Annotated in this window: 23 protein-coding genes; 13 read left to right on the top strand and 10 right to left on the bottom strand. The window is 69.7% G+C overall.

Annotated elements, in window-relative coordinates:
* The first annotated feature begins 266 nt into the window (after positions 1-266).
* A complete protein-coding gene (gene helR, locus AC1DU4_RS10825) occupies positions 267-2474 on the top strand; it encodes an RNA polymerase recycling motor ATPase HelR (RefSeq protein ID WP_477839681.1) in 2208 nt (735 codons plus the stop codon).
* Positions 2475-2684: 210 nt separating this feature from the next.
* Here the strand turns inward: helR and AC1DU4_RS10820 are convergent, their stop codons facing one another.
* Together AC1DU4_RS10820 and AC1DU4_RS10815 are read right to left on the bottom strand one after the other, a co-directional pair.
* Positions 2685-3107 (bottom strand): hypothetical protein, encoded by a 423-nt coding sequence (locus tag AC1DU4_RS10820; protein WP_477839679.1) that lies wholly within the window; start codon positions 3105-3107, stop codon positions 2685-2687.
* The gene (locus AC1DU4_RS10815; RefSeq protein WP_477839677.1) at positions 3104-3682 is read right to left on the bottom strand and encodes a dihydrofolate reductase family protein; all 579 of its coding nucleotides are present in this window, start codon (positions 3680-3682) and stop codon (positions 3104-3106) included. Before AC1DU4_RS10815 ends, AC1DU4_RS10820 begins: the two co-directional genes overlap by 4 nt.
* An 850-nt stretch (positions 3683-4532) precedes the next feature.
* On the opposite strand from AC1DU4_RS10815, the gene AC1DU4_RS10810 reads away from it, so the two are divergent.
* From AC1DU4_RS10810 to AC1DU4_RS10790, 5 genes are all read left to right on the top strand, one after another.
* On the top strand, positions 4533-5078 hold the full coding sequence (locus tag AC1DU4_RS10810; protein WP_477839675.1) for a hypothetical protein: 546 nt from the start codon (positions 4533-4535) through the stop codon (positions 5076-5078).
* Positions 5079-5484: 406 nt separating this feature from the next.
* Entirely contained in the window at positions 5485-6015 is a 531-nt protein-coding gene (locus AC1DU4_RS10805; RefSeq protein WP_477839673.1) for a DUF1269 domain-containing protein, read from the top strand.
* Between the two features lie 203 nt (positions 6016-6218).
* A complete protein-coding gene (locus AC1DU4_RS10800; RefSeq protein WP_477839671.1) occupies positions 6219-7649 on the top strand; it encodes a DUF2252 domain-containing protein in 1431 nt (476 codons plus the stop codon).
* A 151-nt stretch (positions 7650-7800) separates the two neighbouring features.
* Complete coding sequence (gene lepA / locus AC1DU4_RS10795; RefSeq protein ID WP_477839742.1) at positions 7801-9642, top strand: translation elongation factor 4; 1842 nt, start codon at positions 7801-7803, stop codon at positions 9640-9642.
* Positions 9643-9686: 44 nt separating this feature from the next.
* A complete protein-coding gene (locus AC1DU4_RS10790) occupies positions 9687-10619 on the top strand; it encodes an NAD(P)H-dependent flavin oxidoreductase (protein ID WP_477839669.1) in 933 nt (310 codons plus the stop codon).
* Between the two features lie 113 nt (positions 10620-10732).
* Here AC1DU4_RS10790 and AC1DU4_RS10785 read toward each other — a convergent pair whose 3' ends face one another.
* The gene (locus AC1DU4_RS10785) at positions 10733-12697 is read right to left on the bottom strand and encodes a glycoside hydrolase family 15 protein (protein WP_477839667.1); all 1965 of its coding nucleotides are present in this window, start codon (positions 12695-12697) and stop codon (positions 10733-10735) included.
* Positions 12698-12760: 63 nt separating this feature from the next.
* Between AC1DU4_RS10785 and AC1DU4_RS10780 the strand changes: the two genes are divergently transcribed.
* The 6 genes from AC1DU4_RS10780 (at position 12761) to AC1DU4_RS10755 (ending at position 17134) form a co-directional block, all read left to right on the top strand.
* The gene (locus tag AC1DU4_RS10780; protein WP_477839665.1) at positions 12761-12973 is read left to right on the top strand and encodes a hypothetical protein; all 213 of its coding nucleotides are present in this window, start codon (positions 12761-12763) and stop codon (positions 12971-12973) included.
* Between the two features lie 134 nt (positions 12974-13107).
* A complete protein-coding gene (locus AC1DU4_RS10775) occupies positions 13108-13197 on the top strand; it encodes an Ms4533A family Cys-rich leader peptide (RefSeq protein WP_425439070.1) in 90 nt (29 codons plus the stop codon).
* A gap of 173 nt (positions 13198-13370) precedes the next feature.
* Complete coding sequence (locus tag AC1DU4_RS10770) at positions 13371-14414, top strand: sulfate ABC transporter substrate-binding protein (RefSeq protein ID WP_477839663.1); 1044 nt, start codon at positions 13371-13373, stop codon at positions 14412-14414.
* Between the two features lie 52 nt (positions 14415-14466).
* A complete protein-coding gene (gene cysT / locus AC1DU4_RS10765; RefSeq protein WP_245709384.1) occupies positions 14467-15342 on the top strand; it encodes a sulfate ABC transporter permease subunit CysT in 876 nt (291 codons plus the stop codon).
* 26 nt (positions 15343-15368) lie between these two features.
* The gene (gene cysW, locus AC1DU4_RS10760; protein WP_092776183.1) at positions 15369-16145 is read left to right on the top strand and encodes a sulfate ABC transporter permease subunit CysW; all 777 of its coding nucleotides are present in this window, start codon (positions 15369-15371) and stop codon (positions 16143-16145) included.
* On the top strand, positions 16142-17134 hold the full coding sequence (locus AC1DU4_RS10755; protein ID WP_477839661.1) for a sulfate/molybdate ABC transporter ATP-binding protein: 993 nt from the start codon (positions 16142-16144) through the stop codon (positions 17132-17134). Before cysW ends, AC1DU4_RS10755 begins: the two co-directional genes overlap by 4 nt.
* 69 nt (positions 17135-17203) lie before the next feature.
* Here the strand turns inward: AC1DU4_RS10755 and AC1DU4_RS10750 are convergent, their stop codons facing one another.
* Both AC1DU4_RS10750 and AC1DU4_RS10745 read right to left on the bottom strand, forming a co-directional pair.
* On the bottom strand, positions 17204-17806 hold the full coding sequence (locus AC1DU4_RS10750) for a superoxide dismutase (RefSeq protein WP_477839659.1): 603 nt from the start codon (positions 17804-17806) through the stop codon (positions 17204-17206).
* 144 nt (positions 17807-17950) lie between these two features.
* Entirely contained in the window at positions 17951-18847 is an 897-nt protein-coding gene (locus AC1DU4_RS10745; protein ID WP_477839657.1) for a universal stress protein, read from the bottom strand.
* Positions 18848-19062: 215 nt separating this feature from the next.
* On the opposite strand from AC1DU4_RS10745, the gene AC1DU4_RS10740 reads away from it, so the two are divergent.
* Positions 19063-20049, top strand: a complete 987-nt coding sequence (locus tag AC1DU4_RS10740) for a diaminopimelate dehydrogenase (RefSeq protein ID WP_477839656.1) — start codon at positions 19063-19065, stop codon at positions 20047-20049.
* Between the two features lie 12 nt (positions 20050-20061).
* On the opposite strand, the gene AC1DU4_RS10735 is transcribed toward AC1DU4_RS10740, so the two are convergent.
* The 5 genes from AC1DU4_RS10735 to AC1DU4_RS10715 all read right to left on the bottom strand — a co-directional run.
* Positions 20062-20835: a sirohydrochlorin chelatase gene (locus AC1DU4_RS10735; protein WP_477839654.1), complete on the bottom strand. Its 774-nt coding sequence runs from the start codon at positions 20833-20835 to the stop codon at positions 20062-20064.
* A 2-nt stretch (positions 20836-20837) separates the two neighbouring features.
* Positions 20838-22124, bottom strand: coding sequence for a sulfate adenylyltransferase subunit 1 (locus AC1DU4_RS10730; RefSeq protein ID WP_477839652.1), 1287 nt, complete (start codon positions 22122-22124; stop codon positions 20838-20840).
* Positions 22124-23059, bottom strand: a complete 936-nt coding sequence (gene cysD, locus AC1DU4_RS10725) for a sulfate adenylyltransferase subunit CysD (protein ID WP_072845879.1) — start codon at positions 23057-23059, stop codon at positions 22124-22126. The genes AC1DU4_RS10730 and cysD overlap by 1 nt, the downstream gene beginning before the upstream one ends.
* Positions 23056-23769 carry a phosphoadenylyl-sulfate reductase gene (locus AC1DU4_RS10720; RefSeq protein WP_477839649.1) on the bottom strand — a complete coding sequence of 238 codons (714 nt, stop codon included), beginning with the start codon at positions 23767-23769 and terminating at the stop codon, positions 23056-23058. The genes cysD and AC1DU4_RS10720 overlap by 4 nt, the downstream gene beginning before the upstream one ends.
* Positions 23766-25457, bottom strand: a 1692-nt coding sequence (locus AC1DU4_RS10715) for a nitrite/sulfite reductase (protein ID WP_477839647.1), incomplete at its 5' end; no start/stop codon positions are given. The genes AC1DU4_RS10715 and AC1DU4_RS10720, both read right to left, overlap by 4 nt.

The following is a 25457-nucleotide window of genomic DNA, read 5'->3' as shown; positions in this document are numbered from 1 at the left end:
GGAACGGTGGGTGTGCGCGGAGGTGTCGGGCGTGGACGATGCCCTGGTGCTCGGCGTGGTGGGCGCGTAGCCGCCGGCAGTGGGCCAGGTGTTCCGGATCCGTGATCGTGGCGAGTTCGTCGAGTGTCGGTCGCCGACGCGAATGAAGGGGTACCGACTCCCTTCCATTTTCAATTTATAGCCGACCCCGGGGCTTGCGGCAAGGCCCGGGTGGTGCCGCAGAATCGCTGGCCAGGCCAAAACCTACGGACTTCGGAGCTGATGCTGTGAGCCCTCTGACCACCAGTGCGTTCGACCTTTCCGACCGCCTCGCCCCCAAGGCCGACCCGACTCTGATCGCCGACGACGAGCGGCACTTCGCGGCCCTCGCGGAAAGTCTCGAGAGGTCCATCGCGGACCTGTCCAACCGCATCGACGCGGAGCGAAAGGCGCCCCGCCGAATGGGCCAGGAGGCGATGGAGCGGGACATGATGGTCCACCGGCTGGGCGCCGAGCTGCGCGCCCTGCGTCGCTACGGCCTGGACCTGTGCCTCGGACGCATGGTCGGCGCGGACAGCGAGCCCGTGTACGTCGGACGACTCGGCCTCATGGACAGCGCGGGCAACCAGCTGCTGGTCGACTGGCGCTCGCCCGCGGCCGAGCCGTTCTTCGGGGCGACCCACGCCAACCCGATGGGCCTGGCCAGCCGCCGCAGGTATCGCTGGGCCCGTGGCCGGGTCAGCGACTACTGGGACGAGGTGTTCACACCCGACGGGTTGGAGGGCAACGCCGCGCTCGACGACCAGTCCGCCTTCATCGCCAGCCTGGGCAGCAACCGGTCGCCCCGGATGCGGGACGTGCTCGGCACCATCGCGGCCGACCAGGACGCCATCGTGCGCGCGGGATCTCGCGGCGCGCTCGTCGTCGACGGCGGTCCCGGCACCGGCAAGACCGTCGTCGCGCTGCACCGAGCGGCGTACCTGCTCTACTCCGACCCCCGGCTCCGGCACGGCGTGCTGTTCGTCGGTCCGCACGAGCCCTACCTCGCCTACGTAGCCGACGTGCTGCCCAGCCTCGGCGAGGACAGCGTGCAGCTGTGCACCCTGCGCGACCTGGTCGCCGAGGGTGCCGCAGCCCGGGACGAGACCGACCCGGAGGTGGCCCGCCTGAAGTCGTCGGCGGATCTGGTGAAGGCGATCGAGGAGGCCGTCAGGTTCTACGAGCAGCCGCCGACCAAGGGGATGACGGTCGCGTCCGAGTGGTCCGACATATGGCTCAGCGCCGACGACTGGGCCGAGGCGTTCGGGGCACCGGAGCCGGGGACCCCGCACAACGAAGCCCGCGAGCAGATCTGGGAGCTGCTGCTGACGATCCTGGTGGACAAGTACGACGGTGACGTCCCGGTTGCCCAGCTCCGGAAGTCGCTGCAGCGCAACGACGAACTGCGCACCACCCTCGACAACGCATGGACGCTGATCGAGGCGGCCGACCTCGTCGCCGACCTGTGGTCGGTGCCCGCCTACCTGCGCAAGTGCGCGCCCTGGCTCAGCCCCGACGAGGTTCGGAAGCTGCAGCGCGCGGATGCGAAGGCGTGGACTGTCTCCGACCTGCCGCTGCTCGACGCCGCACGGCAGCGGCTCGGAGATCCCGAGGCGTCACGACGTCAGCGTCGGTACAACGCCGCCGTCGCGGCCGAGCGCGAGCAGCGGTCCAGGGTCATCGACGACCTGATCGCGTCCGACACCTATGCCGACGGCGAGGGCCTGATGACGCAGCTGCGGCAGCAGGACCTGCAGGAGATGCTGGTCGACGAGGCGGCACTGCCTGCCGTCGACCCGACTCGCGTCAATCAAGATGCGCTCGCCGGTCCGTTCGCGCACATCGTGGTGGACGAGGCGCAGGAACTGACCGACGCGCAGTGGCGGATGCTGCTGCTGCGCTGCCCTTCTCGGAGCTTCACCATCGTCGGTGACCGCGCCCAGGCCCGGCACGGGTTCACGGAGTCGTGGCAGGACCGGCTCGCGCGGATCGGGCTCGACCGGATGGACCTGGCCTCCCTCAGCGTCAACTACCGGACGCCGGCCGAGGTGATGGCCGAGGCCGAGCCGGTCATCCGGGGCGTCCTCCCGGACGCCAACGTGCCGACCTCGATCCGCAGCAGCGGCATCCCCGTCGCCCGCGGGTCCGTCTCGGACCTGGACGCGGTCCTCGACACCTGGCTCGCGGAGAATGCCGACGGGGTCGCCTGCGTCATCGGCGCCGGTGAGGTCGGCAGCAGGACGTTCCCGGCGACGACCCGCGTCCGGTCGCTGACCCCGGAGCTGGCGAAGGGCCTCGAGTTCGACCTGGTCGTGCTGGTCGACCCCGAGCAGTTCGGTGACGGCATCGAGGGAGCGGTCGACCGCTACGTCGCGATGACCCGGGCGACCCAGCGACTCGTCGTCCTCACGAGCTCGATCCTTACGTCAGAGGGGGCAGCGGTTCGGGCCGAGTGAGAGTCCGTTTCGGGTAGCTGTCCGGCGCCGGCTCGGTTGTACGTGGGCGCACCGTCAAGCCTGGGGGATTCGTGCCGACGTTCCCCCGGGTATTGATGCTGGTGTCCTCGACGTCGACGTAATCGGTTGTGCTGGGTTATCTTCCGGATGATCGCGGTTCTCTGGGGTGTCCACGACAGACGAAGCGTCGCGGAGAACACGCTCCGTCGGTCAGGGGACCGTCCAGGCGCCGGCGCCGGGCAGAAGCATGAGTGCCGGGTACCCGGGCGGGCCGGTCGGCACCGTGACGGCGGCGAAGACGGTTCCGGACCCGGTCGGGGCCTCGACGCTCGGATACCCGAGGTACGCGATCCCGGCCGCGCCGGTCGAGATGTTTCGCCAATGAATGAAGACGCAGCAGTAGCGGTCGTTGGAGAATCGCGTGACGCCCGGCGTCGCCGGGTCGGTGCTGGCGGTCAGGTACATGCTGCCCCCGGTGGGGAGTCCGGGCGGATTCATCCACCCGACTCCTACGACGGGAATGGGGAAGACGGTGTCGGTCGGGGCGGCGGCGGCCGGCTGTGCGGCGATGAGCAGTGCGATGCCGGCCCCGGCGACGATCGATACCCGGCGTAGACAGTGACGTTGTCTCATCGACGGACCTCCCGGCCTGGCGGCCCGCACCGGTCCCGGTAGCACTCGTAGACCACACCCGAGCCGAACGTTCGGGTCTCGACCAGATCCAGCGGGACTTCTTCGGTGACCGGCGGCAGGAACGGCGTCCCGCCACCGACGACGACCGGATTGCGGAACATGCGCAGCTCGTCGACGAGGCCGAGCTCGACAGCCTCCGCGGCCAGGCCGGCGCCGCCGATCGAGACGTCCTTGTCGGTCGCATCGAGCGCCGCAGCGGTCTCCTCGGCCAGTGACGCCCCGGCGAGCCGGGCGTTGCCCTGGACGCTGTCGAGCGTGCGGCTGAAGACGACCTTCGGGATCGAGCACCAGAAGTCGGCGAACGCCGACCTGAGCTCGTTGTCGCGCAGCGACGGATCCGTCTCCCAGGGCAGCATCGTCTCGTAAAGCCTACGGCCGCAAAGACAACCGCCGAGCTCGCGCGTCTGCGTGGTGCGGAAGCGAAACTGTGCCTCGTCGGGGACCGTCCACCCGAACGCGCCCTCGCGCTCGGCGATGAAGCCGTCCACCGAGACGCTCATCGAGTAGATCAGCATGGCTTCGAGCTCGTCGCACCGGAGCGGCGGGCGATGATTGCGATGAAGTTCACCAATGGGCGTGACATCGGCTCTCCGTCCTTCTGCAGGCTGCTCTGCCATAGCCGGCGACCGGTCGTGAGGCGAAAGCTTGTCGTCGTGGGCGGTCCAAGCGATCGTACGGCCATCGCCGGCGCAGCACTGAAGTTCTATTTGCTGGAAAATTGCTACGTTTCGAATTATCGTTGGTCGCCCAGCCCCGTCCGGGGGCAGTTCCGGACGCTGGGGCGAATCGGAGGGGTGGTCGCCATGTCTTCACGTACAACAGCCGCCGGCAAGTTCAAGACGTCACGCGTCGCAGTTGTCGCCGTCTTGACGGCAGGGATTCTCGTGACCGGCGCCAAGTGGTATCGGTGGCCAGTTCTGCGATAGGCCGAGGGCGTCGGGCGTCGATCCGGTTCTGTCGGCCGCTGGATGCGGTAATTCTCCCTGTCTGAGGGTGGGCGAATTGCCATCCGTTGGCTGGTGGAGGATCGGCCGTTCGATCTGCGACTGATGGTGATGTCGAATGCGGCGGTGGAGGAAGCGGGGCGAGTAGCGCAGGACCGATCCGATTGTCCTGGAGACGTCCAGTGCTTCTGCCAATGCTTCAGAGATTCGAATGCCGGCATGGAGCGACTCGGTCCGGTCCGGTAACTGATGTGGGAGGGAGTGCCGGCGCGCGCCAGGACTCGGGGCCTCGAAAGTTCCCAATCCTCTTGTAACGGCCACGCATCCATCACCGACATTGGGGATGGGAAGCAGTCGGGGGCGGATTGTTCGGCACCCCCTTGGCCCACCACAGGGCACCAACCAGGAGGGGAGTATCGACATGGGCATTTCAGCCAAACGCGCAATAGCTGGGGGCGTGGTCGCAGTCGCGATCGGTATTGGAGTGGCGGCACCGGCGGGCGCAACGACGGATCCGCTGGCGCCCGTCACCACTTTCGCGGCGGGCGCAGGTGTCGGCGACATTGCCGCGCCCCAGGGCATGACGAGCCAGGCACTGATCGCGGCTTGGAACGCGGGGGTTCCGATCTACGAGGAGGTCGGAACCAAGGATTACCCCGGTACGAAGTCGAGCAACCCCAGGACCGAGTATCGGCGGGTGGGCGACATCAACGCGCTCGGCTCACCTACGACGAAGTTCGTGGGTGCGGGGCCGGTCGCACCGGACACCTTCTGGGTGGAGCCCGGCGTCCTGACCAGTTGGATCCGGGTCAACATGCGTGAGTCTTGGCATGCGAACGTCGGAAGCCCGATCTGGGTGTCGGACCCCACCGAACTGAAGTTCACCAGGAGCCCGCTGGTGAAGCTGCCCGACGGCGGCCCCGGCGTCGGCATTGCGCTCGTCACGTACGCCACGACCTCTTCCTGAGGGTCCCGACACAGCCTCCGCCCCCGCCTCGACGAGGCGGGGGCGGAGGCTGTTCGGTTCCGAGGATCTGCAGTTCCCACTGCACGAGGTCGAGTGCGTCGAGCCGGAACCTGCAACTCGGTGCGCCGTACCGGTGGTTGGCGGGCGTTCACCCGTTTTGGGGGATGCGCCCGGCGCCGCGGCTGCCGAGGCTGGAAGCCGGACGTCAAATGCGTCGCGCTCGACCTCTGGGCTTCGGCATCCGGACTGCCGGTAGGTACTGCCACGTCCGATCCGTCCCCGGCCGCCGCCCCTGTGCGACGGCCAGGCGGTTCGTGTCCTGGGTATCGCCGTCCCGTCAACCGGGTAGCGACTCACCGACGGCGTCCACCTGGCCCACCCTCGACCAATTCATTCGGAGGAAATCATGGCCCTCGATACATTCGCTCTGCTGGCGGCGGTCTACGACTCGCAGGACGCCGCGCTTGCCGACTACGACGCCGTGCACGATTTCTACGTCGAGGCGGGCCTGGTCGACACCTACGACGCGGCCGTGATCACCAGGACGGACAAGGGCAAGGTCAAGATCGTCAAGAAGCACGAGCAGCCGACCCGGCAGGGCGCGTGGGGTGGACTCGGCATCGGCCTGGTCGGGGGCGCGCTGGTGGCCCTGTTCCCGGCCGTCGGTCTCGGGGCCGGGCTGTTGCTGGGCGGTGCGGGTGGCGCCGGCCTCGGGGCTCTCGGCGGCCATGTCGCGGCCGGGATGAGCCGCTCCGACCTCAAGGAGGTGGGCGAGCTCCTGGACGAGGGCAACAGCGGGCTGATCGTCATCGCGGCGACGGATCTCGAAGCGCGCGTCGAGCAGGCGCTCGAACGCGCAGCCAAGGTGACCAAGAAGCAGCTCGAGGCGGACCCCGAACAGGTCAGCAAGGAGATCGACGAGGTGTCCAAGAGCTGAGAACTGCACGGTCAGGCGGTCGGGCGGATCACCCTCATCGGGGGAGGCGCCCGCCGCCGCGGCCGCGCAGGCTGTAACCAGGCCACATGTGCGGATTCCTCGCAATGCCCTCGACGCTGTGGGCATCTGGGCGATCGGGACTCGGAACCCGACCGCGTCCGACCACCCCGATCGCTGACGACAGCCATTCAAGGGATCACGCCATGACAGAACTGGACACCTTCCCCGATCTGCGACCCGCAGGCGGGGTCGGCCACCCCACCCGGGCGGCCCGCATCGAACACGGCGAAAAGGTCCGGCGCCGGATTCCGTTCGGCGCCATCGCCGAACACGCTCCGACCAGTGACCGTGACCCGGTCGGACTGCTCGAGTCCCAGGCGGCCAGCCGGGTCCCGGACCTCGTCCCCATCCGGTACGGGCGGATGGCCGACTCGCCGTTCGCGTTCTACCGAGGCGCTGCGCTGGTGATGGCCGACGACCTCGCGCAGGCCCCGACCACGGGTCTGTACACCCAGCTCTGCGGGGACGCCCACCTGAGCAACTTCGGACTCTTCGCGACGCCCGAACGCGAACTGGCCTTCGACGTGAACGACTTCGACGAGACCTATCCCGGACCGTTCGAATGGGACGTCAAACGACTCATCGCGAGCCTGGCCGTGGCCGGCCGCCAGAACGGGTTCAGTGGCAAACAGCGCAAACGGATCGCCCGCGCCTGCGCGGCCGAGTACCGCGAGACGATGACGTACCAGGCCGCCCGCGGCGAGCTCGCGGTCTGCTACTCCCACATCGACGCGACCGCGCAACTGGACGAGCTTCGCGATGTCCTGGACTCCTCGACGCGCAAGCGTGTCCAGAAGACGATCCGTAAATCCTGGGGCCGCGACAGCATGCAGGCGCTGTCCAAACTGACCACGATGCAAGACGGGCAACCGCGGATCGTGAGCGCGCCGCCGCTGATCGCCCCCCTCGAGGAGATCCTCGGCGACACCGAAGCCGCGGAGATCAACCGTGAGCTGGTCCAGCGACTACGTGAGTATCGCGACACCCTCGAACCCGCGCGACGTGTCCTGTTCGATCGCTTCGAATACGTCCAGACCGCACGGAAGGTCGTCGGCGTGGGCAGTGTCGGCACCCGCGCCTGGATCATCCTCCTCGTCGGCCCCGGCGGCGACCCGCTGTTCCTGCAGGCCAAGGAGGCGGGGCCGTCGGTCCTCGCCGGATACCTGGAGGGTCCGTCCTATTCGAACCAGGGCGAACGCGTCGTGGCCGGGCAACGGGTGACACAGGCCGCCAGCGACATCCTCCTCGGTTGGCAGCAGGGGCCCGACGTAAACGGGACGGTCCGGGACTACTACGTCCGTCAACTGCGCGACGGCAAGGGCTCGGCGGTCATCGAGACCATGTCCGCCGACCTGATGGCCCTCTACGGCCGGCTGTGCGCCCGCGTGCTCGCGTTCGCGCATGCACGCGCCGGTGACCGGTTCGCCATCGCCGGGTATCTCGGCTCGGACGACGACTTCGACAGAGCGCTGACCGAGTTCGCCGAGACCTACGCCGACCAGAACGCCCGCGACCACGCCGCGCTGCTCGAGGCGATCAACGACGGCAGGATCACCGCACAACGGGAGTCCTGATGCCGATCTTCCCGACCGCGCGCCGGCGCGATCGGGGCGGACCTGCGCGGCCGACGCACACCGCGGCATTCACGGCCACGCGATACGGATATCCTGCTAGGGAGACAGTGGCCCGAAAGCGGGTCGGTGCCGTCCAGTTAAGGGGTTCGCCATCAGCAGCTTCGCCGACACGACGTTCACGGATCCCGCCCGGATCCGGAACTTCTGCATCATCGCGCACATCGACCACGGCAAGTCGACGCTGGCGGACCGGATGCTACAGCTCACCGGTGTGGTCGAGGAGCGGGCGATGCGTGCCCAGTACCTGGACCGGATGGACATCGAGCGCGAGCGCGGCATCACCATCAAGGCCCAGAACGTGCGGCTGCCGTGGACGATGGACGACGAGGAATACGTCATCCACCTGATCGACACCCCCGGCCACGTCGACTTCACCTACGAGGTCTCGCGCGCGCTCGAGGCCTGTGAGGGCGCGGTGCTGCTGGTCGACGCCGCCCAGGGCATCGAGGCGCAGACGCTGGCCAACCTCTATCTCGCGATGGAGAAGGACCTCAAGATCATCCCGGTCCTGAACAAGATCGACCTGCCCGCCGCCGACCCCGAGCGCTACGCGGAGGAGATCGCGCACATCACCGGCTGCGAGCCCGGCGACGTGCTGCGCGTGTCCGGCAAGACGGGCGTCGGCGTCAAGGAACTGCTCGACGAGGTGATCCGTCAGGTGCCCGCCCCGGTGGGCGACGCCGACGGCCCGGCCCGCGCGATGATCTTCGACTCGGTGTACGACGCGTACCGCGGCGTCGTCACCTACGTGCGCGTGGTGGACGGCAAGATCCGTCCGCGCGAGAAGGTCACGATGATGTCGACCGGCACCACCCACGAGCTGCTCGAGGTGGGCATCATCTCGCCCGAACCCAAGGCCACCGCCGGCCTGGGCGTCGGCGAGGTCGGCTACCTGATCACCGGTGTGAAGGACGTCCGCCAGTCGCGGGTCGGCGACACCGTCACCACCTTCCGCAACGGCGCGACCGAGCCGCTGGTCGGCTACCGCGACCCCAAGCCGATGGTCTACTCCGGCCTGTACCCGATGGACGGCTCCGACTACCCGGTGCTGCGCGACGCCCTGGACAAGCTGCGCCTCAACGACGCCGCGCTGGCCTACGAGCCGGAAACGTCCGTGGCGCTGGGCTTCGGCTTCCGCTGCGGCTTCCTCGGCCTGCTGCACATGGAGATCACCCGCGACCGCCTCGAGCGCGAGTTCGGCCTCGAGCTCATCTCCACCGCACCCAACGTGGTCTACCGCGTGGTGATGGAGGACGGCGCCGAGCACGAGGTGACCAACCCGTCGTACTGGCCCGAGGGCAAGGTGCGCGAGGTGTACGAGCCGATGGCCAAGTGCACCGTCATCGCGCCGAGCGAGTACACCGGCGCGATCATGGAGCTGTGCCAGAGCCGCCGCGGCGAGCTCGGCGGCATGGACTACCTGTCGGAGACGCGCGTCGAACTGCGCTACACGCTGCCGATGGGCGAGATCATGTTCGACTTCTTCGACGCCCTCAAGTCGCGGACCAAGGGCTACGCCAGCCTCGACTACGAGGAGTCCGGCGAGCAGCAGTCGGACCTGGTCAAGGTCGACATCCTGCTGCAGGGCGAGGCGGTCGACGCGTTCTCCTCGATCGTGCACCGCACCAACGCGGGCGCGTACGGCGGCCGGATGACCTCGAAGCTGCGCGAGCTCATCCCGCGTCAGCAGTTCGAGGTCCCGATCCAGGCGGCGATCGGCTCGAAGATCATCTCCCGCGAGAACATCCGCGCGATCCGCAAGGACGTGCTCGCCAAGTGCTACGGCGGCGACATCAGCCGTAAGCGCAAGCTGCTCGAGAAGCAGAAGGAGGGCAAGAAGCGGATGAAGACCATCGGCCGCGTCGAGGTCCCGCAGGAAGCCTTCGTGGCGGCGCTGACGTCCGAGTCGGTCGGCGAGAAGCCCAAGAAGTAGTCCGGCGGACCGACGCCGGCCGTCCGGAACCGGAGGAGCGTGCCGTGATCGACACCTGGCTGACCCGTGAACTGGGCCTGGGGGTGCCGATCCTCGGTGCGCCGATGGGCGGCCGGGCCGGCGGCAAGCTCGCCGGCGAGGTGACCCGGGCCGGTGGGCTCGGGCTGCTCGGCGCCGCGCGGTACGCGACGCCGGAGTGGATCGCCGCCGAGTCCGCGGTCGCGCGCGAGATCGGCGGCGGCGCACTGGGTATCGGGCTGATGACGTGGGCGCTCGACGACGACGACACGCTGCTCGGGGCGGCGCTCGCGGAGAAGCCCCGGGTGGTCTCGCTGTCGTTCGGCGACCCGGCGCCCTATGTCGAGCGGGTGCACGCGGCGGGCGCGCTGGCGGTGTCGCAGGTGAACACCGTCGAGGACCTGCGCGTCGTCGAACGCGCGGGGGTCGACTTCGTGATCGCGCAGGGCGGTGAGGCCGGCGGCCACACCGGCCGGATCGGGACGCTGCCGCTGCTGCAGGAGGTGCTCGACGCGACCCGCCTGCCGGTCCTCGCGGCCGGCGGCATCGGCACCGGACGCGGCCTGGCCGCCGTCGTCGCGGCGGGCGCGGAGGGTGCGCTGATCGGCACCGCGATGCTCGCGAGCCCCGAGACCATCGGCCCGGACTACGCGCGGCGGAGGCTGATCGAGGCCGGCAGCGCCGACACGGTGTACACGTCCGTCTTCGACCAGGCGCGCGATCAGCCGTGGCCGGCCCGCTGGGGCGGCCGGGCGCTGACCAACGACTACACCGACAAGTGGGACGGCCGCGGCGCCGACAACGAAACCCTTTCGGCCGCATACGATCCGGCCGACCCCCGGCAGGGCGTCGTGTACGCGGGCGAGGTCGCGGGACTGGTGACGTCGGAACGTCCGGCGGGCGACGTGGTGCGGGCGATCGCGGCAGACGCGGAACGGTTGCTGCGCCGGTTCGCCTGAGCGCGGGCGGCCGTCGGCCCGGTTAGTCCCCGGATGCCGGTCCCCAATGTCACATCGGGTGACCCCGGGGCACCCAATGTGACATTGGGGAACGGCGGAGGGAGGGCGGAGGCCTACGTGGGGGAGTGCGCGGGCTGGAAGGTGCCGGAGGCGGCGGACTCCTCGGCTCGGATCACGTGCACGACGGCGTTGATCAGCGCCAGGTGCGTGAACGCCTGCGGGAAGTTGCCGAGATGCCGGCCGGTGCGGGCGTCGATCTCCTCCGCGTACAGCTTCAGCGGGCTGGCGTAGCCGAGCAGACGCTCGCACAGCCGCTTGGCGCGGGGCAGCTCGCCGATCTCGACCAGCGCGGACACCAGCCAGAACGAGCAGATGGTGAACGTGCCCTCGTCGCCGGAGAGCCCGTCGTCGGTGGTGTCGACCCGGTACCGCAGCACCAGCCCACCCTCCGTCAGCTCGTCGGCGATGGACAGCACGGTCGCGCGGACCCGGTGGTCGTCGGCCGGCAGGAACCGCAGCAGCGGGACCAGCAGCAGCGACGCGTCCAGCGACGGGTGCCCGTATCGCTGGGTGAACACGCCGCGTTCGTCCACGCCGTGCTCGAGGATGTCGGCCCGGATCTCTTCGGCGATCTCGGACCACTGCCGGGCGTACGACTTCTCCCCGTGCAGGGTGGCGAGCTTGACACCGCGGTCGAGGGCCACCCAGCACATCAGCTTGGAGGTGGTGAAGTGCTGCGGTTCGCCGCGCACCTCCCAGATGCCGCGGTCGGGCTTGCGCCAGTGCTTGATCGCCTCCTCGACCTGGCGTTTGAGCAGCGGCCACAGCGCGTCCGGCACCTGGTCGCGGGAGCGGACGTGCAGGTACACCGAGTCCAGCATGGTGCCCCAGATGTCGTGCTGGTCCTGGGTGTACGCGCCGTTGCCGATCCGCACCGGACGGGCGCCGTCGTAGCCGGACAGGTGGCTGAGCTCCTGCTCCTCGAGGGAGTGCTCGCCGCCGATGCCGTACATCACCTGCAACGGGTTCGGATGCCCGTCGTCGGACTGCGAGACGTCGGAGATGAACGCGAAGAAGTCGTTGGCCTCCCGGTCCAGGCCCAGGGTGTACAGGCCCCACAGGGCGAAGGTGGAGTCCCGGACCCACGCGTAGCGGTAGTCCCAGTTCCGTTCGCCCCCGGGGGTTTCCGGCAGGGACGTGGTCGACGCGGCGAGCAGGGCACCGGTGGGCGCGTAGGTGAGCCCCTTGAGGGTCAGGGCGCTGCGCTGCAGGTAGCCCCGCCACGGGTGGTCGGGGAAGCGGCCGATGTTGATCCACTGCCGCCAGCACTCGGCGGTCTTCCACATCTTGTCCGCGGCCTCCTCGAAGGTCGTCGGCATCGGCTGGTCGGCCCAGGTCAGGGCGACGAAGACGTTGTCGCCCTCGAACATCCGGGTGCGGGCCCGGGCCTCGCGGCCCTCGAGCCCGAGCTTGAGGTTGGTCGTCACCCGCAGCGTCGGCTGCTCGCCGAGCGCGCTGGCCTCGCAGGTCGCGGTGGCCTCCTCGTACACCTTGCCGGTGTACTCCCAGCGTGCGGTGGACCGGTGGTAGTCGAAGGCGGGCTCGCAGCTCATCTCCAGCTCGACCGTCCCGCTCACGCACTTGACGGTGCGCAGCAGTATGTGTTCGGCGTCCCAGTCGGTCGGGGTGCGCTTGTGGGTGCGGGAGCGGTGGGTGTTGTTGTGCCACGGACCCATCACCAGGGCGTCGCGGACCACCAGCCAGCCGGTCTCGGTCTGCCAGGTGGTCTCGACGATCAGGCCGCCCGGCAGGTACCGCCGCGCGGCCGGCACGTTCTGCCCGTAGGGCCCGATCCGGAAGTGCCCGGCGCTGCGGTCCAGGACGGCCCCGAACACGCTGGGGGAGTCCGGGCGCGGCAGGCACATCCACTCGACGGCGCCGCTGCGGGAGATCAGGCAGGTGCTCTCGCAGTCGGAGAGGAACGCGTAGTCGTCGATCGGCGGGAAGGTGCTGCGGTGCGTCGAGTCGACGACGGCGGGCAGGTTGGCGGGGAGCTCGGCGTCCTCGGAGGTTCCCATCAGCTCATCATCTGCCCGCCGGGCGCGGGCGTCCACCCGGGAGCCGGACGATAGGGTGGGTCCGTGAATCAGATCGCCAGTTGGTGGGACGGAGCCGAGCTGTGGCTCATCGGCCTGCCGTACGTCCCGCAGCTGTTGCTGGTGATGGGCGTGGTGCTGCCGGCGGCCTTCGGCATCGCCCGCGGATTCGATCTGGTGCTCGCCCGGGTATTCGCGCTGCTCGGTCGTGACCGTGCGCCGGTGCCGGCCCCGACCGTGGTCGGAGGTGAGCACTGATGCCCCGTTCACGAGTGACCCTCGCGCTGATCGCGCTGATCCTCTTGGTCCTGGTCGGCTGGCTGCTGACCCGCTAGCCCCCGTGTCCGCGGCTCGGTTCGAGCCGGGCCGCGGGCTCTGATAGATTCACCCGCGTGTCTGCAACTGTCGTGCACCAGGTCCGCCATGAGTTGGCGTTGATCGCTGTCGGCATGCTTGCGGTCGCCGACATCGACTGTTGTTGACGTCCCTGCCCTGCGGCTGACGCCGCGGCCGGTTCGCCCCACGTCAGTGGGCACCTTTCTCTCTTTCTCCTCGGTCACCCCGACACCACGCCCGCCCGGGCGTGGCGTTCGTGTGGTCTGTGATCGACGAATCCTCTCGCCCTCGTGGCGCAGTCGTGAAAGGCACAACCCTCATGAGCATTCGCTCACGTGTCACCCGTCCCGGACTCCTCCTCACCGCGGTCCTCACCGCCGCGACGGTGGCCCTGACCGCATGCAGCGGCGGTTCCTCCGACGTGATCGGCGGTGAGTCCGGCGCCGACGGCGACGCGACCACCATCAACCTGTTCGCGTACGCGGTGCCCAAGGTCGGTTTCGACGCGGTGGTCCCCGCCTTCCAGCAGACGGAGGCGGGCAAGGACGTGCGGGTCCAGCCGTCCTACGGGGCGTCGGGCGACCAGTCCCGCAAGGTCAAGGACGGGGCGCCGGCCGACGTCGTCAACTTCTCCGTCGAGCCGGACATCACCCGGCTCGTCGATGCCGGCCTGGTGAGCGAGGACTGGAATGCCGATGCATACCACGGCATTCCGTTCGGCTCGGTGGTCACCATCGTGGTGCGCGAGGGCAACCCCAAGGGCATCAAGGACTGGGACGACCTGCTGGCGCCGGGCCTCGAGGTGATCACCCCGAACCCGTTCAGCTCCGGGTCGGCGAAGTGGAACCTGCTGGCCCCCTACGCGGCCAAGAGCGACGGCGGCGCGAACCCGCAGGCCGGACTCGACTACGTCAACGCACTGGTCACCGACCACGTGAAGGTGCAGCCGAAGTCCGGCCGCGAGGCGACGGAGACGTTCCTGCAGGGCCGCGGCGACGTGCTGCTGAGCTACGAGAACGAGGCACTCTTCGCCGAGCGCAACGGCGACCCCGTCGAGCACGTCACCCCGCCGACGACCTTCAAGATCGAGAACCCGGTTGCGGTGCTGGAGAACAGCAAGAACCCCGAGCAGGCGACCGCGTTCAAGGACTTCCTGTTCACCCCCGAGGCGCAGAAGCTCTGGGCCGAGTCCGGCTTCCGCCCGGTCGACCCCGCGGTCGCGGCCGAGTTCGCCGCGGACTTCCCGGCCCCGGCGAAGCTGTGGACGGTCGCGGACCTGGGCGGCTGGAAGACCATCGACGAATCCCTGTTCAAGAAGGATTCCGGAACGATCGCGAGGATCTATGACGGCGTCAGCAAGTAGCCTGACCGTGACGAGTGCGACCGACACGGCGACGGGGGGAGCGGTGTCCCAGATCGGCTCCCCGTCGGCCGCCGACGTCGCGTCCGGCCCGGCGCCCGCGCCGAAGGCCCGGCGGCGCCGCGGCTGGTCCTCGGTCACCGGCACCGTCGGCCCGCTCGGCATCGGCGTGGCGATGCTCTGGCTCAGCGTCATCGTGCTGCTGCCGCTCGCGGCGCTGACGGTGACCTCGCTCGAGGACGGACTGGCCGGCTTCTGGGAGGCGGTCACCAGCCCGGCGGCGCTGTCGTCGCTGCGGATCACCATCGGCGTGTCCGTGGTGGTGGCCCTGATCAACGTGGTGATGGGCACCCTGATCGCGTGGGTGCTGGTGCGCGACGAGTTCCCCGGCAAGCGCATTGTCAACGCGCTGATCGACCTGCCGTTCGCGCTGCCGACGATCGTGGCGAGCATCGTGCTGCTCTCGCTGTACGGCCCGAACAGCCCGGTGCACATCGAGCTCAACGCGACCCAGCCCGGCCTGGTGGTGGCGCTGGCGTTCGTGACGCTGCCGTTCGTCGTCCGGTCGGTGCAGCCGGTGCTGATCGAACTCGACCGGGACGTCGAGCAGGCCGCGGCGTCGCTCGGCGCGAGCAACCTGACGATCTTCCGGAAGGTGGTGCTGCCGACGCTCGCCCCGGCGATGATCGGCGGCGCGGGGCTGGCGTTCGCCCGGGCCATCGGCGAGTACGGCTCGGTGGTCCTGATCGGCGGCAACATCCCGCACGAGACGCAGATGGCCTCGCAGCTGATCCAGCAGCGMATCGAGATCGAYCGGCCGGTCGACGCCGCCGCGATCTCGGTGGCGTTGCTGGCGATCTCGTTCCTGACGCTGCTCGTGCTGCGTGTGGTGGCCGGCCGTAACCAGCGACGTCAGGAGCATTCCCAGTGAACGTCTCGACCCCGGCCCGGCTGAGCATGCGGGTGGTCGCGCTCGGCTACCTGTTCATGCTGCTGCTGGTGCCGATCATGGTGATCCTGTGGCGCACCTTCGAGCGCGGCATCGCCTCGTTCATCGAGGCGATCTCCACCCCGGCGGCCATCTCGGCGCTGAACCTGTCGCTGCTGATCGTGGCCATCGTGGTGCCGATCAACGTGGCGTTCGGCGTGGTCACGGCGCTGGCGCTGGTCCGGGGCCGGTTCCCCGGCCGCGGACTGATGCAGGCGCTGGTGGACCTGCCGTTCGCGGTGTCCCCGATCGTGGTCGGCGTCTCGCTGATCCTGCTGTGGGGCGTCAACGGCTGGTTCGGTGCGCTCGACTCGTGGGGGTTCCAGGTCATCTTCGGCCTGCCCGGCATGGTCCTGGCGACCATCTTCGTCACGCTGCCGTTCGTGGTGCGTGAGGTCGAACCGGTGCTGCACGAGATCGGCGACGAGCAGGAACAGGCCGCGGCCACCCTCGGGGCGTCCAAGTGGCAGACGTTCTGGCGGATCACGCTGCCGGCGATCCGGTGGGGACTGACCTACGGCGTGGTGCTCACCGTGGCCCGCGCGCTCGGCGAGTTCGGCGCGGTGATCATGGTCTCGTCCGGGTTCCCGGGCGTCTCCCAGACCCTGACGCTGCTGGTGCACTCGCGCTACATCGACGACCACAACACCTACGGCGCGTACTGCGCGGCGACACTGCTGATGGGCATCGCCCTGGTGACGCTGCTGCTGATGACGCTGCTGGACCGCAAGAGGAGCAACGCATGATCTCCGTGATCGGGGCGCGAAAGAACTACGGCGACTTCGCCGCGCTGGACGACCTGACCCWGGAGATCCCGGCCGGGTCGCTGACCGCGCTGCTGGGGCCGTCGGGCTCGGGGAAGTCGACGCTGCTGCGGTCGATCGCCGGCCTGGAGAACCCGGACGGCGGCACCATCACCATCGCCGGCAAGGACGTGACCGGGGTGCCGCCGCAGAAGCGGGACATCGGGTTCGTCTTCCAGCACTACGCGGCGTTCAAGCACATGACGGTGCGGGACAACGTCGCGTTCGGCCTGAAGATCCGCAAGCGGCCGAAGAACGAGATCACCAAGAAGGTCAACGACCTGCTCGAGATCGTCGGTCTCGACGGGTTCCAGCACCGCTACCCGGCGCAGCTGTCGGGTGGTCAGCGTCAGCGGATGGCGCTGGCCCGTGCGCTGGCGGTGGACCCGCAGGTGCTGCTGCTCGACGAGCCGTTCGGCGCGCTCGACGCCAAGGTGCGCGAGGACCTGCGGACCTGGTTGCGGCGCCTGCACGACGAGGTGCACGTGACCACCGTGCTGGTCACCCACGACCAGGAGGAGGCGCTCGACGTCGCCGACCGGATCGCGGTGCTCAACAAGGGGCGGATCGAGCAGGTCGGGACCCCGCGGGACCTCTACGACCGGCCGGCGAACCACTTCGTGATGTCGTTCCTCGGGCCGGTGGCCAAGCTCAACGGCCAGCTGGTCCGGCCGCACGACATCCGCGTCGGGCGCGACCCGAGCATGGCGGTCGCGCAGAAGGCCGGCACGGCGGAGTCCGCGGGCGTCACCCGCGCCACGGTCGAGCGGGTGGTGCACCTCGGGTTCGAGGTGCGGGTGGAGCTGCGCAACGCGGCCACCGGCGACCTGTTCGCCGCGCAGGTGACCCGCGGCGACAGCGAGGCGCTGCAGCTGCAGGAGGGCGAGACCGTCTACGCCCGCGCCACGTTGATCCCCGACATCCCGTCCTGAGGCGGCTACGCGGCCCGTGCGCCTTTCTGGTCGCGCCAGCCACCGGAAAGGCGCACAGGCACGCAGTGCCTAGGCGGTGGCGGCCGCGAAGCGCTCGGCCACGTCGGCCCAGTTCACGACGTTCCAGTAGGCCTTGACGTAGTCGGCCTTGACGTTGCGGTACTGCAGGTAGAAGGCGTGCTCCCACATGTCGAGCATGAGCACGGGGGTGATCCCGATGCTGATGTTGCCCTGCTGGTCGGTGAGCTGCTCGACGACCAGTCGCCGGCCGATCGCGTCCCACGCCAGCACCGCCCAGCCGGAGCCCTGCAGGGTGTTGGCGACCGCGGTGAAGTGGGCGACGAACTTGTCGAACGAACCGAAGTCGGAGTCGATCGCGGCGGCCAGTTCGCCGGTCGGCCGGTCACCGCCGTTCGGCGAGAGGTTCTTCCAGAAGATCGAGTGGTTGGTGTGGCCCCCGAGGTGGAAGGCGAGGTTCTTGCTCAGCAGCGGCGCCTTCGTGGCGATGGTGCCGTCCTCGCGGGCCTCGGCGAGCTGCTCGAGTGCGGTGTTGGCGCCGGCGACGTAGGCGGCGTGGTGCTTGCCGTGGTGCAACTCCATGATCTCGCCGGAGATGTGGGGCTCGAGCGCCGAGTAGTCGTAGTCGAGTTCGGGCAGCACGTAGTTCGACATGGGGATCCTTTCGAGGGGGCCGGCGAGGGGTGATCAGACGGTGCGGACGAGGCGTCCGTTGTCGTGTCGATCTCGCGCCACCAACGCTAGGACCTCAACTCGGGTTGAGGTAAAGGAAGCATGTCGGACGTCACACCGGCGCCCTCACCCCTCGCGGCAGACCAGCACCGGGCACAACGCGTGGTGGATCAGGCTCTGGCTGGTCGAGCCGATCAGCGAGGCGACGAACGGGTTGCGTCCGTGACTGCCCACGACCACCAGCTGGGCCTCCTCCGTGTGCTCGAGCAGCGCGACGTTCGGGCCGACCCGCTCCACGCTGCGGGTGACCTTCACGTCGGGGTACCGCTCGCCCCACCCCGCCAGGCGCTCGGCCAGGCGGGCGTCGCTGCGCTGCTCGTGGACCTCGAGATCGGAGAACCGCCTGGCCTCGGAGTAGCCGCCGAAGCCGGCGACCTCCCGCCAGCAGTGCACGGCGATCAGCGGGACCTCGAAGAAGGCCGCGAATTCGAAGGCGTGGGCCACCGCCAGGTCGCTGAGCTTGCTGCCGTCCACCCCCACCACGACGGGACGCGAGGCGGTGTCGTCGGGGGCATGGGTCCCGCGCCAGACGGCCACGGGGCACTTGGCGTTGTTCGCCACGCGGATGACGTCCGAGCCGAGGAAGACCGACTGCATCTCGGTGGTCCCGGCCCGGCCGAGCACCAGCATCCGCGCGGTCCGGGACAGGTCCACCAGCCCGCGGGCCGGTGGTCCGTGCTTGACGCTACGCTCGACGACGACGTCGGGGTTGGCCTCGCGGACCGCCTTCTCGGCCGCGTCGAGCAGTTCGTCGCCCTCGGCCAGCAGCTGGTCGTCCAGCTTCTCCTCGGGTTCGGTGGACGTGCCGTCGGCAGATTTCGGCGTCTTGGGCAGCAGATGGGCCAGGTGGAGCGGCTCGTCGAACCGTTGGGCGGCTCCCGCGGCCCATCGTGCGGCGTCCATTGCGCTGTCCGATCCGTCGATGCCTGCCACGATTCCGTGTCGGATCGGTGCTGTGGTCATCGTGGAGTCTCCTTTTGCCTCGACTCCAGTCTCTGCCAGTTCGACGGCGTACGCCAGAGGCAATCGGGGCTCGGGCGGGGCGGGTGCTCACCGCGACGGCCATACCTCACAGGGTCCCGCTCGGTGCTGTGAGGTGGGCGGGGTGGTCGTCGACCCGCTCGGTAGCGTGGGTCGGCGGACAGACGACGGCCGTCTGCCGTCAGGAGGCACGAGCAGTGAGCGCACAGATCCGGATCGGCATCGCGGGTTACGGAAATCTCGGTCGAGGAGTCGAGTCCGCGGTCGCGGCCAACCCGGACATGACCCTCGTGGGGGTGTTCACCCGGCGTGACCCGGCGACGGTGACGCCGCAGCTGCCGGGCACCCGGGTGTTCGGCTGGGACGCGCTGGCCGGGCACGAGGACGAGGTCGACGTGCTGATCCTGTGCGGCGGCTCGAAGTCCGACCTGCCGGAGCAGGGCCCGGAACTGGCCGCCCGGTTCAACACGGTCGACAGCTTCGACACCCATGCCCGCATTCCCGAGTACCACGCCGCGGTGGACGCCCCCGCCCGCGCCGCCGGCCGGACGGCGCTGATCTCCACCGGCTGGGACCCGGGCCTGTTCTCGATCAACCGGGTCTACGGTGAGGCCATCCTGCCGGTGGGCGAGACCTACACGTTCTGGGGCCGCGGAGTCAGCCAGGGGCATTCCGACGCGGTACGCCGGGTGCCGGGCGTCGCGGCCGCCGTGCAGTACACGCTGCCGTCCGCGGACGCCATCGCCGAGGTGCGCAGCGGCACCCGGCCGACGTTGACCACCCGGCAGAAGCACGTCCGCGAGTGCTTCGTGGTGCTCGCGGAGGGCGCCGACGCCGACGTGGTGCGCAAGTCGATCGTGACGATGCCCGACTACTTCGACGAGTACGACACCGCCGTGCACTTCGTCGACGCCGACGTCCTGGCACGCGACCATGCGGGGATGCCGCACGGCGGATTCGTGATCCGCAGCGGCGACACCGGCGCGGGCAACCGGCAGGTCGTCGAGTACAGCCTCAACCTGGGCAGCAACCCCGAGTTCACGGCCAGCGTCCTCACCGCCTACGCGCGCGCGGTGCACCGGATGAACGCCGCCGGGCAGATCGGTGCGCAGACCGTCTACGACGTGGCGCCCGGGCTGCTCTCGCCGAAGTCGGCGGCGCAGTTGCGGGCCGAACTGCTCTGAGCCCCTGGCGGGTCAGGCGGAGAGTTCGGTGCGGACCGCGGTGAACAGGTCCGCGGCGCCGGCGCGGTAACGGTCCAGGGCCACCTCGGCCAGCAGCGGATGCGCACCGATCACGTCGGCGCGCAACGCATCCGGGGCGTGCACGTCGGCGGTCGCGTCGATGCGGTCGGTGAGCAGGCCGGGCGCCAGGAACCAGGGCGCGATCACGATCTTGCCGGCGCCCCGTGACCGCAGGCGCGAGACCGCCTCCGGCAGTGCGGGTCCGGCGGTGGCGAAGCAGGTCGCCACGCCGGACCACCCGGTGCCGGCCAGCAGCCGGGGGCCGATCGCCGCGGTCCGCGCGTTGGCCGTCTCGGACGACGAGCCGACCGCCGCCAGGACCACGCCGACCTCGGGGTCACCGAGCGTGGCCCCCGCGGCCACCGCCCGGTCGCGGACCGCCTCGACCAGGCGGTCGTCGTCGCCGAGCACCTCGGCCTGCACCAGGTCCAGGCCCGGGTGCCGCAACGCGGCGGCGGCGAGCAGGCCCGGCAGGTCCACCCGGGCGTGGAACGCCCGGCCGAGCAGCAGGGGAACCACCACGGCGGCCGAGTGCCCCTGCACCGCCACCGTGTCGATCGTCTGGTCCACCGACGGCGCGGACAGGTCCAGGAAACACAGCCGCACGTCCAGGTCCGGTCGCCGGGCGCGGATCGCCGCCACGGCGGCCGCGACCGCCCGCGCGGAGCGGGGGTCGCGGCTGCCGTGGGCGACAGCGATCAGCGGGACGGCCGGCGTCGAGGACATCGCTAGACGCGCTCGCCGAGCTCGATGGCCGCGATGGCGTCGCCGACCAGGCCCGCGGCCAGCGTGTTGCCGCCCGCGGGGTCGATCAGCAGGAAGCTGCCGGTGTGCCGGTTGAGGCGGTAGTCGTCCGCCACGATCGGCTCCGCGACGCGCACCGAGATCTTGCCGATCTCGTTGAGCGCGAGCGTGTCCGGGTTCGCCTCGGTGGTGAGGTCCTGCTCGTCGAACCGCTCCACGATGGAGCCCACGATCGCCTGCGTGGTGCGGGTGCCGTGCTTGAGCAGCAGCCGGGCACCGGGGCGCAGCGGCTTCTCCGCGAGCCAGCACACGGTGGCGTCGAACTCGCCGATCGGCTCCGGCGCGTCCTGCGGGGAGGCGATGGTGTCGCCGCGCGAGATGTCGACGTCGTCGGCGAGGATCAGCGTGACGCTGCGGCCCGCGTGCGCGGAGTCGAGCTCGCCGTCGGCGGTGTCGATGCGGGTCACCGTGGTGCGGATGCCCGAGGGCAGCACCACGACGTCGTCGCCCGGTGTGACCGACCCGGCGGCGACCTGACCGGCGTAGCCGCGGTAGTCGGGGAACTCGGCGGTGCGCGGCCGGATCACGTACTGCACGGGGAAGCGCAGGCCCACCCGGTGCGGTTCGGCGTCCACCGGGATCGACTCGAGGTGCTCGATCAGGGTGGGGCCGTCGTAGTACGGGGTGTTCTCCGAGCGCACCGCGACGTTGTCGCCGTGCAGCGCCGAGACCGGGATCTCCACGACGTCCTCGGCCGCCCAGCCCAGCGACGAGGTCAGCGACGTGAACTCGGCGCAGATGTCCGCGAACACCTGGGCCGGATCCTCGACGAGGTCGATCTTGTTGACCGCCAGCACCAGTCGCGGCACGCCCAGCAGGGCGAGCACCGCCGCGTGCTTGCGGGTCTGCGAGATGACGCCCTTGCGCGCGTCCACCAGCAGGATCACCAGCTGCGCGGTGGACGCGCCGGAGACCGTGTTGCGGGTGTACTGCACGTGGCCCGGGGTGTCGGCGAGGACGAACGTGCGGTTGGGCGTCGCGAAGTAGCGGTACGCCACGTCGATGGTGATGCCCTGCTCACGCTCGGCACGCAGGCCGTCGACCAGCAGCGACAGGTCCGGGGTGTCCAGGCCGCGGTCCACCGAGGCCCGGGTGACGGCGTCGATCTGGTCGGCGAGCACGGATTTGGTGTCGTACAACAGCCGGCCCACCAGGGTGGACTTGCCGTCGTCGACGCTGCCCGCGGTAGCGAGCCTCAACAGGTCGCTCATCAGAAGTAGCCCTCTCGCTTGCGGTCTTCCATGGCCGCCTCGGAAACTCGGTCGTCGCCTCGGGTGGCGCCGCGTTCGGTCAGTCGGGACGCGGCGACCTCGGCGAGGATCGCCTCGTTGTCGGCTGCCTCGGACAGCACCGCGCCGGTGGTCGAGCCGTCGCCGACGGTGCGGTAGCGCACCGAGAGCGTCTGCAGCTCTTCGTTTTCGGCGGGTCCGCCCCACACGCCGGGGGTCATCCACATGCCGTCGCGCTGGTAGACCGGGCGCTGGTGGGCGTAGTAGATGCTGGCGAGCTCGACGTTGTCGCGGGCGATGTACCGCCAGATGTCGAGCTCGGTGAAGTTGCTCAGCGGGAACACCCGGACCTGCTCGCCGGGGGAGTGCCGCCCGTTGTACAGGTTCCACAGCTCCGGACGCTGCTTCTTCGGGTCCCACTGCCCGAAGGAGTTGCGCAGCGAGAAGATCCGCTCCTTCGCGCGGGCCCGCTCCTCGTCGCGTCGGGCACCGCCGAAGACCGCGTCGAAGCGGTTCTCGGCGATCGCGTCGAGCAGCGGCACGGTCTGCAGCGGGTTCCGGATGCCGTCCGGCCGCTCGGTGAGCCGGCCGTCGGCGAGGTAGTCCTCCACCTTGGCCACGTGCAGGCGCAGGTTGTACTTGGCGACGACGTGGTCGCGGAAGTCCAGCACCTCCTGCAGGTTGTGCCCGGTGTCGACGTGCAGCAGCGCGAACGGCACCGGCGCGGGCCAGAAGGCCTTGATCGCCAGGTGCAGCAGCACCGTGGAGTCCTTGCCGCCGGAGAAGAGGATCACCGGGCGTTCGAACTCGCCGGCCACCTCCCGGAAGATGTGGATGGCCTCGGACTCGAGCGCGTCCAGTGTGTCGAAGGAGGCGCCGTCGAGAAGCGGTCGGATGTCGGTCAATTCAGCAGTCATGAGGCGTGCAACCCGCATTCTGTCTTGGACTGGCCGGCCCACCGTCCGCTGCGCGGATCGGAGCCGGGTGCTGGCTTGGCGGTGCAGGGTGCGCACCCGATGGACGGATAGCCCTCGTCGACAAGCGGATTCACCAGAATCGAGTGCTTGTCGATGTAGGCCTGCATGTCGTCGTCGGACCAGGCGGCGATCGGGTTGATCTTCACCAGGCCGAAGGCGTCGTCGAACGAGATCAGCGGCGCGTTGGCCCGTGTCGGGGCCTCCACCCGCCGGATCCCGGTGACCCAGGCGCGGTAGTTCTGCAGGGTGGCCTTGAGCGGCGCCACCTTGCGCAGCGCGCAACAGCGGCCGGCGTCCCGGGCGAAGAGGTCCTTGCCCTCGGCCGCGTCCTGCTCGGCGACGCTGGCCTCGGCCGCGGCGTTGACGATCCGCGGTCCGTACACCGCCTCGACGGCGTCCCGGGTGCCGATGGTCTCCGCGAAGTGGTAGCCGGTGTCGAGGAAGAGCACGTCCACGCCGGGGTGCACCTGGGTCGCCAGGTGCACCAGCACGCCGTCCTGCATGTTCGACGCGACGATGAAGTCGTTGCCGAAGGTGTCCTCGGTCCACTGCAGCAGCTCGAGCGCGGACGCCCCGTCGAGGCTCGCCGCCCCCTGCGAGGCGAGCTCCCTCAGGTCGTCCTCGGTTGCGCTGGAAAGGTCGATGCTCATCGCAGGTCCTCCTCGTCTGCTCGGACGGTCCACTCGGCGAAGCGCTCGCCCTCGTTGCGGTGCTTGACGAACTGACGCACCACGCGCTCGATGTAGTCGCCCAGCTCCTCGCTGGTCACCTTGTGCTGGCGCAGCTTGCGGCCGAAGCCGGCGTCGAGGCCGAGGCTGCCGCCCAGGTGCACCTGGAAGCCCTCGATCTGGTTGCCCGCGCCGTCGTCGACGAGCATGCCCTTGAAGCCGATGTCGGCGATCTGGGACCGGCCGCAGGAGTTGGGGCAGCCGTTGATGTTCACCGTGATCGGCACGTCCAGGTTGGCGTTGACGTCCGCCAGGCGCTCCTCGAGTTCCGGTGCGAGCACCTGGGAGCGCTTGCGGGTCTCGGTGAACGACAGCTTGCAGAACTCGATGCCGCTGCACGCCAACAGGTTTCGACGCCAGTGCGACGGACGCCCGTGCAGGCCGAGGGGCTTGAGCTCCTCGATCAGCCATTCGACCTTGTCGTCCGGCACGTCGAGCACGATCAGCTTCTGGTACGGGGTGAAGCGGACGCGGTCGGAACCGACGGCGGCCACGGCCTCGGCCACCTTGGTCAGGACGGTGCCCGACACCCGGCCCGCGATCGGGGAGAAGCCGATCGCGTTGAGCCCGTTGCGCAGCTTCTGCACGCCGATGTGGTCGATCGGCCGCTCCGGCTTCGCCGGTGCCGGACCGTCGATCAGCTTCCGCTTCAGGTACTCGGTCTCGAGCACCTCGCGGAACTTCTCGATGCCCCAGTCCTTGATCAGGAACTTCAGCCGCGCCTTGGAACGCAGCCGGCGGTAGCCGTAGTCGCGGAAGATCGAGACCACGGCCTCCCACACGTCCGGCACCTCGTCGAGTGGCACCCAGGCGCCGACGCGCTGCGCGAGCATCGGGTTGGTGGACAGCCCGCCGCCGACCCACAGGTCCAGGCCGGGGCCGTGCTCGGGGTGGTTGACGCCGACGAAGGCGACGTCGTTGATCTCGTGCACCACGTCCTGCTGGCCGGAGATGGCGGTCTTGAACTTGCGCGGCAGGTTCGAGTACTCGGGCTTGCCGATGTAGCGGCGCACGATCTCGTCGATCGCCGGGGTCGCGTCGAGGACCTCGTCGAGGGACTCGCCGGCCAGCGGGGAGCCGAGCACCACGCGCGGGCAGTCGCCGCAGGCCTCGGTGGTGTGCAGGCCGACGGACTCGAGGCGCTTCCAGATCTCCGGGACGTTCTCGATCTCGATCCAGTGGTACTGGACGTTCTCGCGGTCGGAGAGGTCGGCGGTGTCGCGACCGAACTCGGTGGAGATGCCGCCGAGGGTGCGCAGCTGCTCGACGTTCAGGGCGCCGGCGTCGCAGCGCACCCGCATCATGAAGTACCGGGCCTCGAGCAGGTCGATGTTCTCGTCGCCGGTGAAGGTGCCGTCGTAGCCCTGCTCGCGCTGGGTGTAGAGGCCCCACCAGCGCATCCGGCCGCGCAGGTCGGACTTGTCGATGCTGTCGAAGCCCTGCTTCGAGTAGATGTTCTCGATGCGGGCGCGGACGTTGAGCGGGTTGTCGTCCTTCTTGGCCTGCTCGTTGGCGTTCAGGGGCTCGCGGTAGCCGAGGGCCCACTGGCCCTCGGCACGGGTCTTGGCGGGGCGGGCGGCGCGCGCTGGGCGGGCGGGAGGTGAAGTGTC

It is taken from the genome of Rhodococcus sp. P4_F5, from assembly GCF_056401315.1.
This window is presented reverse-complemented; position numbering and strand designations above follow the sequence as displayed.

Bases quoted from the DNA above. Each gene is read 5' to 3' on its own strand.
- AC1DU4_RS10820 (WP_477839679.1), bottom strand. From the start codon at position 3,107: ATGAGACAACGTCACTGTCTACGCCGGGTATCGATCGTCGCCGGGGCC.
- AC1DU4_RS10815 (WP_477839677.1), bottom strand. From the start codon at position 3,682: ATGCTGATCTACTCGATGAGCGTCTCGGTGGACGGCTTCATCGCCGAG.
- AC1DU4_RS10810 (WP_477839675.1), top strand. From the start codon at position 4,533: ATGGGCATTTCAGCCAAACGCGCAATAGCTGGGGGCGTGGTCGCAGTC.
- AC1DU4_RS10805 (WP_477839673.1), top strand. From the start codon at position 5,485: ATGGCCCTCGATACATTCGCTCTGCTGGCGGCGGTCTACGACTCGCAG.
- AC1DU4_RS10800 (WP_477839671.1), top strand. From the start codon at position 6,219: ATGACAGAACTGGACACCTTCCCCGATCTGCGACCCGCAGGCGGGGTC.
- AC1DU4_RS10785 (WP_477839667.1), bottom strand. From the start codon at position 12,697: ATGGGAACCTCCGAGGACGCCGAGCTCCCCGCCAACCTGCCCGCCGTC.
- AC1DU4_RS10770 (WP_477839663.1), top strand. From the start codon at position 13,371: ATGAGCATTCGCTCACGTGTCACCCGTCCCGGACTCCTCCTCACCGCG.
- cysW (WP_092776183.1), top strand. From the start codon at position 15,369: ATGCGGGTGGTCGCGCTCGGCTACCTGTTCATGCTGCTGCTGGTGCCG.
- AC1DU4_RS10750 (WP_477839659.1), bottom strand. From the start codon at position 17,806: ATGTCGAACTACGTGCTGCCCGAACTCGACTACGACTACTCGGCGCTC.
- AC1DU4_RS10745 (WP_477839657.1), bottom strand. From the start codon at position 18,847: ATGACCACAGCACCGATCCGACACGGAATCGTGGCAGGCATCGACGGA.
- AC1DU4_RS10735 (WP_477839654.1), bottom strand. From the start codon at position 20,835: ATGTCCTCGACGCCGGCCGTCCCGCTGATCGCTGTCGCCCACGGCAGC.
- AC1DU4_RS10730 (WP_477839652.1), bottom strand. From the start codon at position 22,124: ATGAGCGACCTGTTGAGGCTCGCTACCGCGGGCAGCGTCGACGACGGC.
- cysD (WP_072845879.1), bottom strand. From the start codon at position 23,059: ATGACTGCTGAATTGACCGACATCCGACCGCTTCTCGACGGCGCCTCC.
- AC1DU4_RS10720 (WP_477839649.1), bottom strand. From the start codon at position 23,769: ATGAGCATCGACCTTTCCAGCGCAACCGAGGACGACCTGAGGGAGCTC.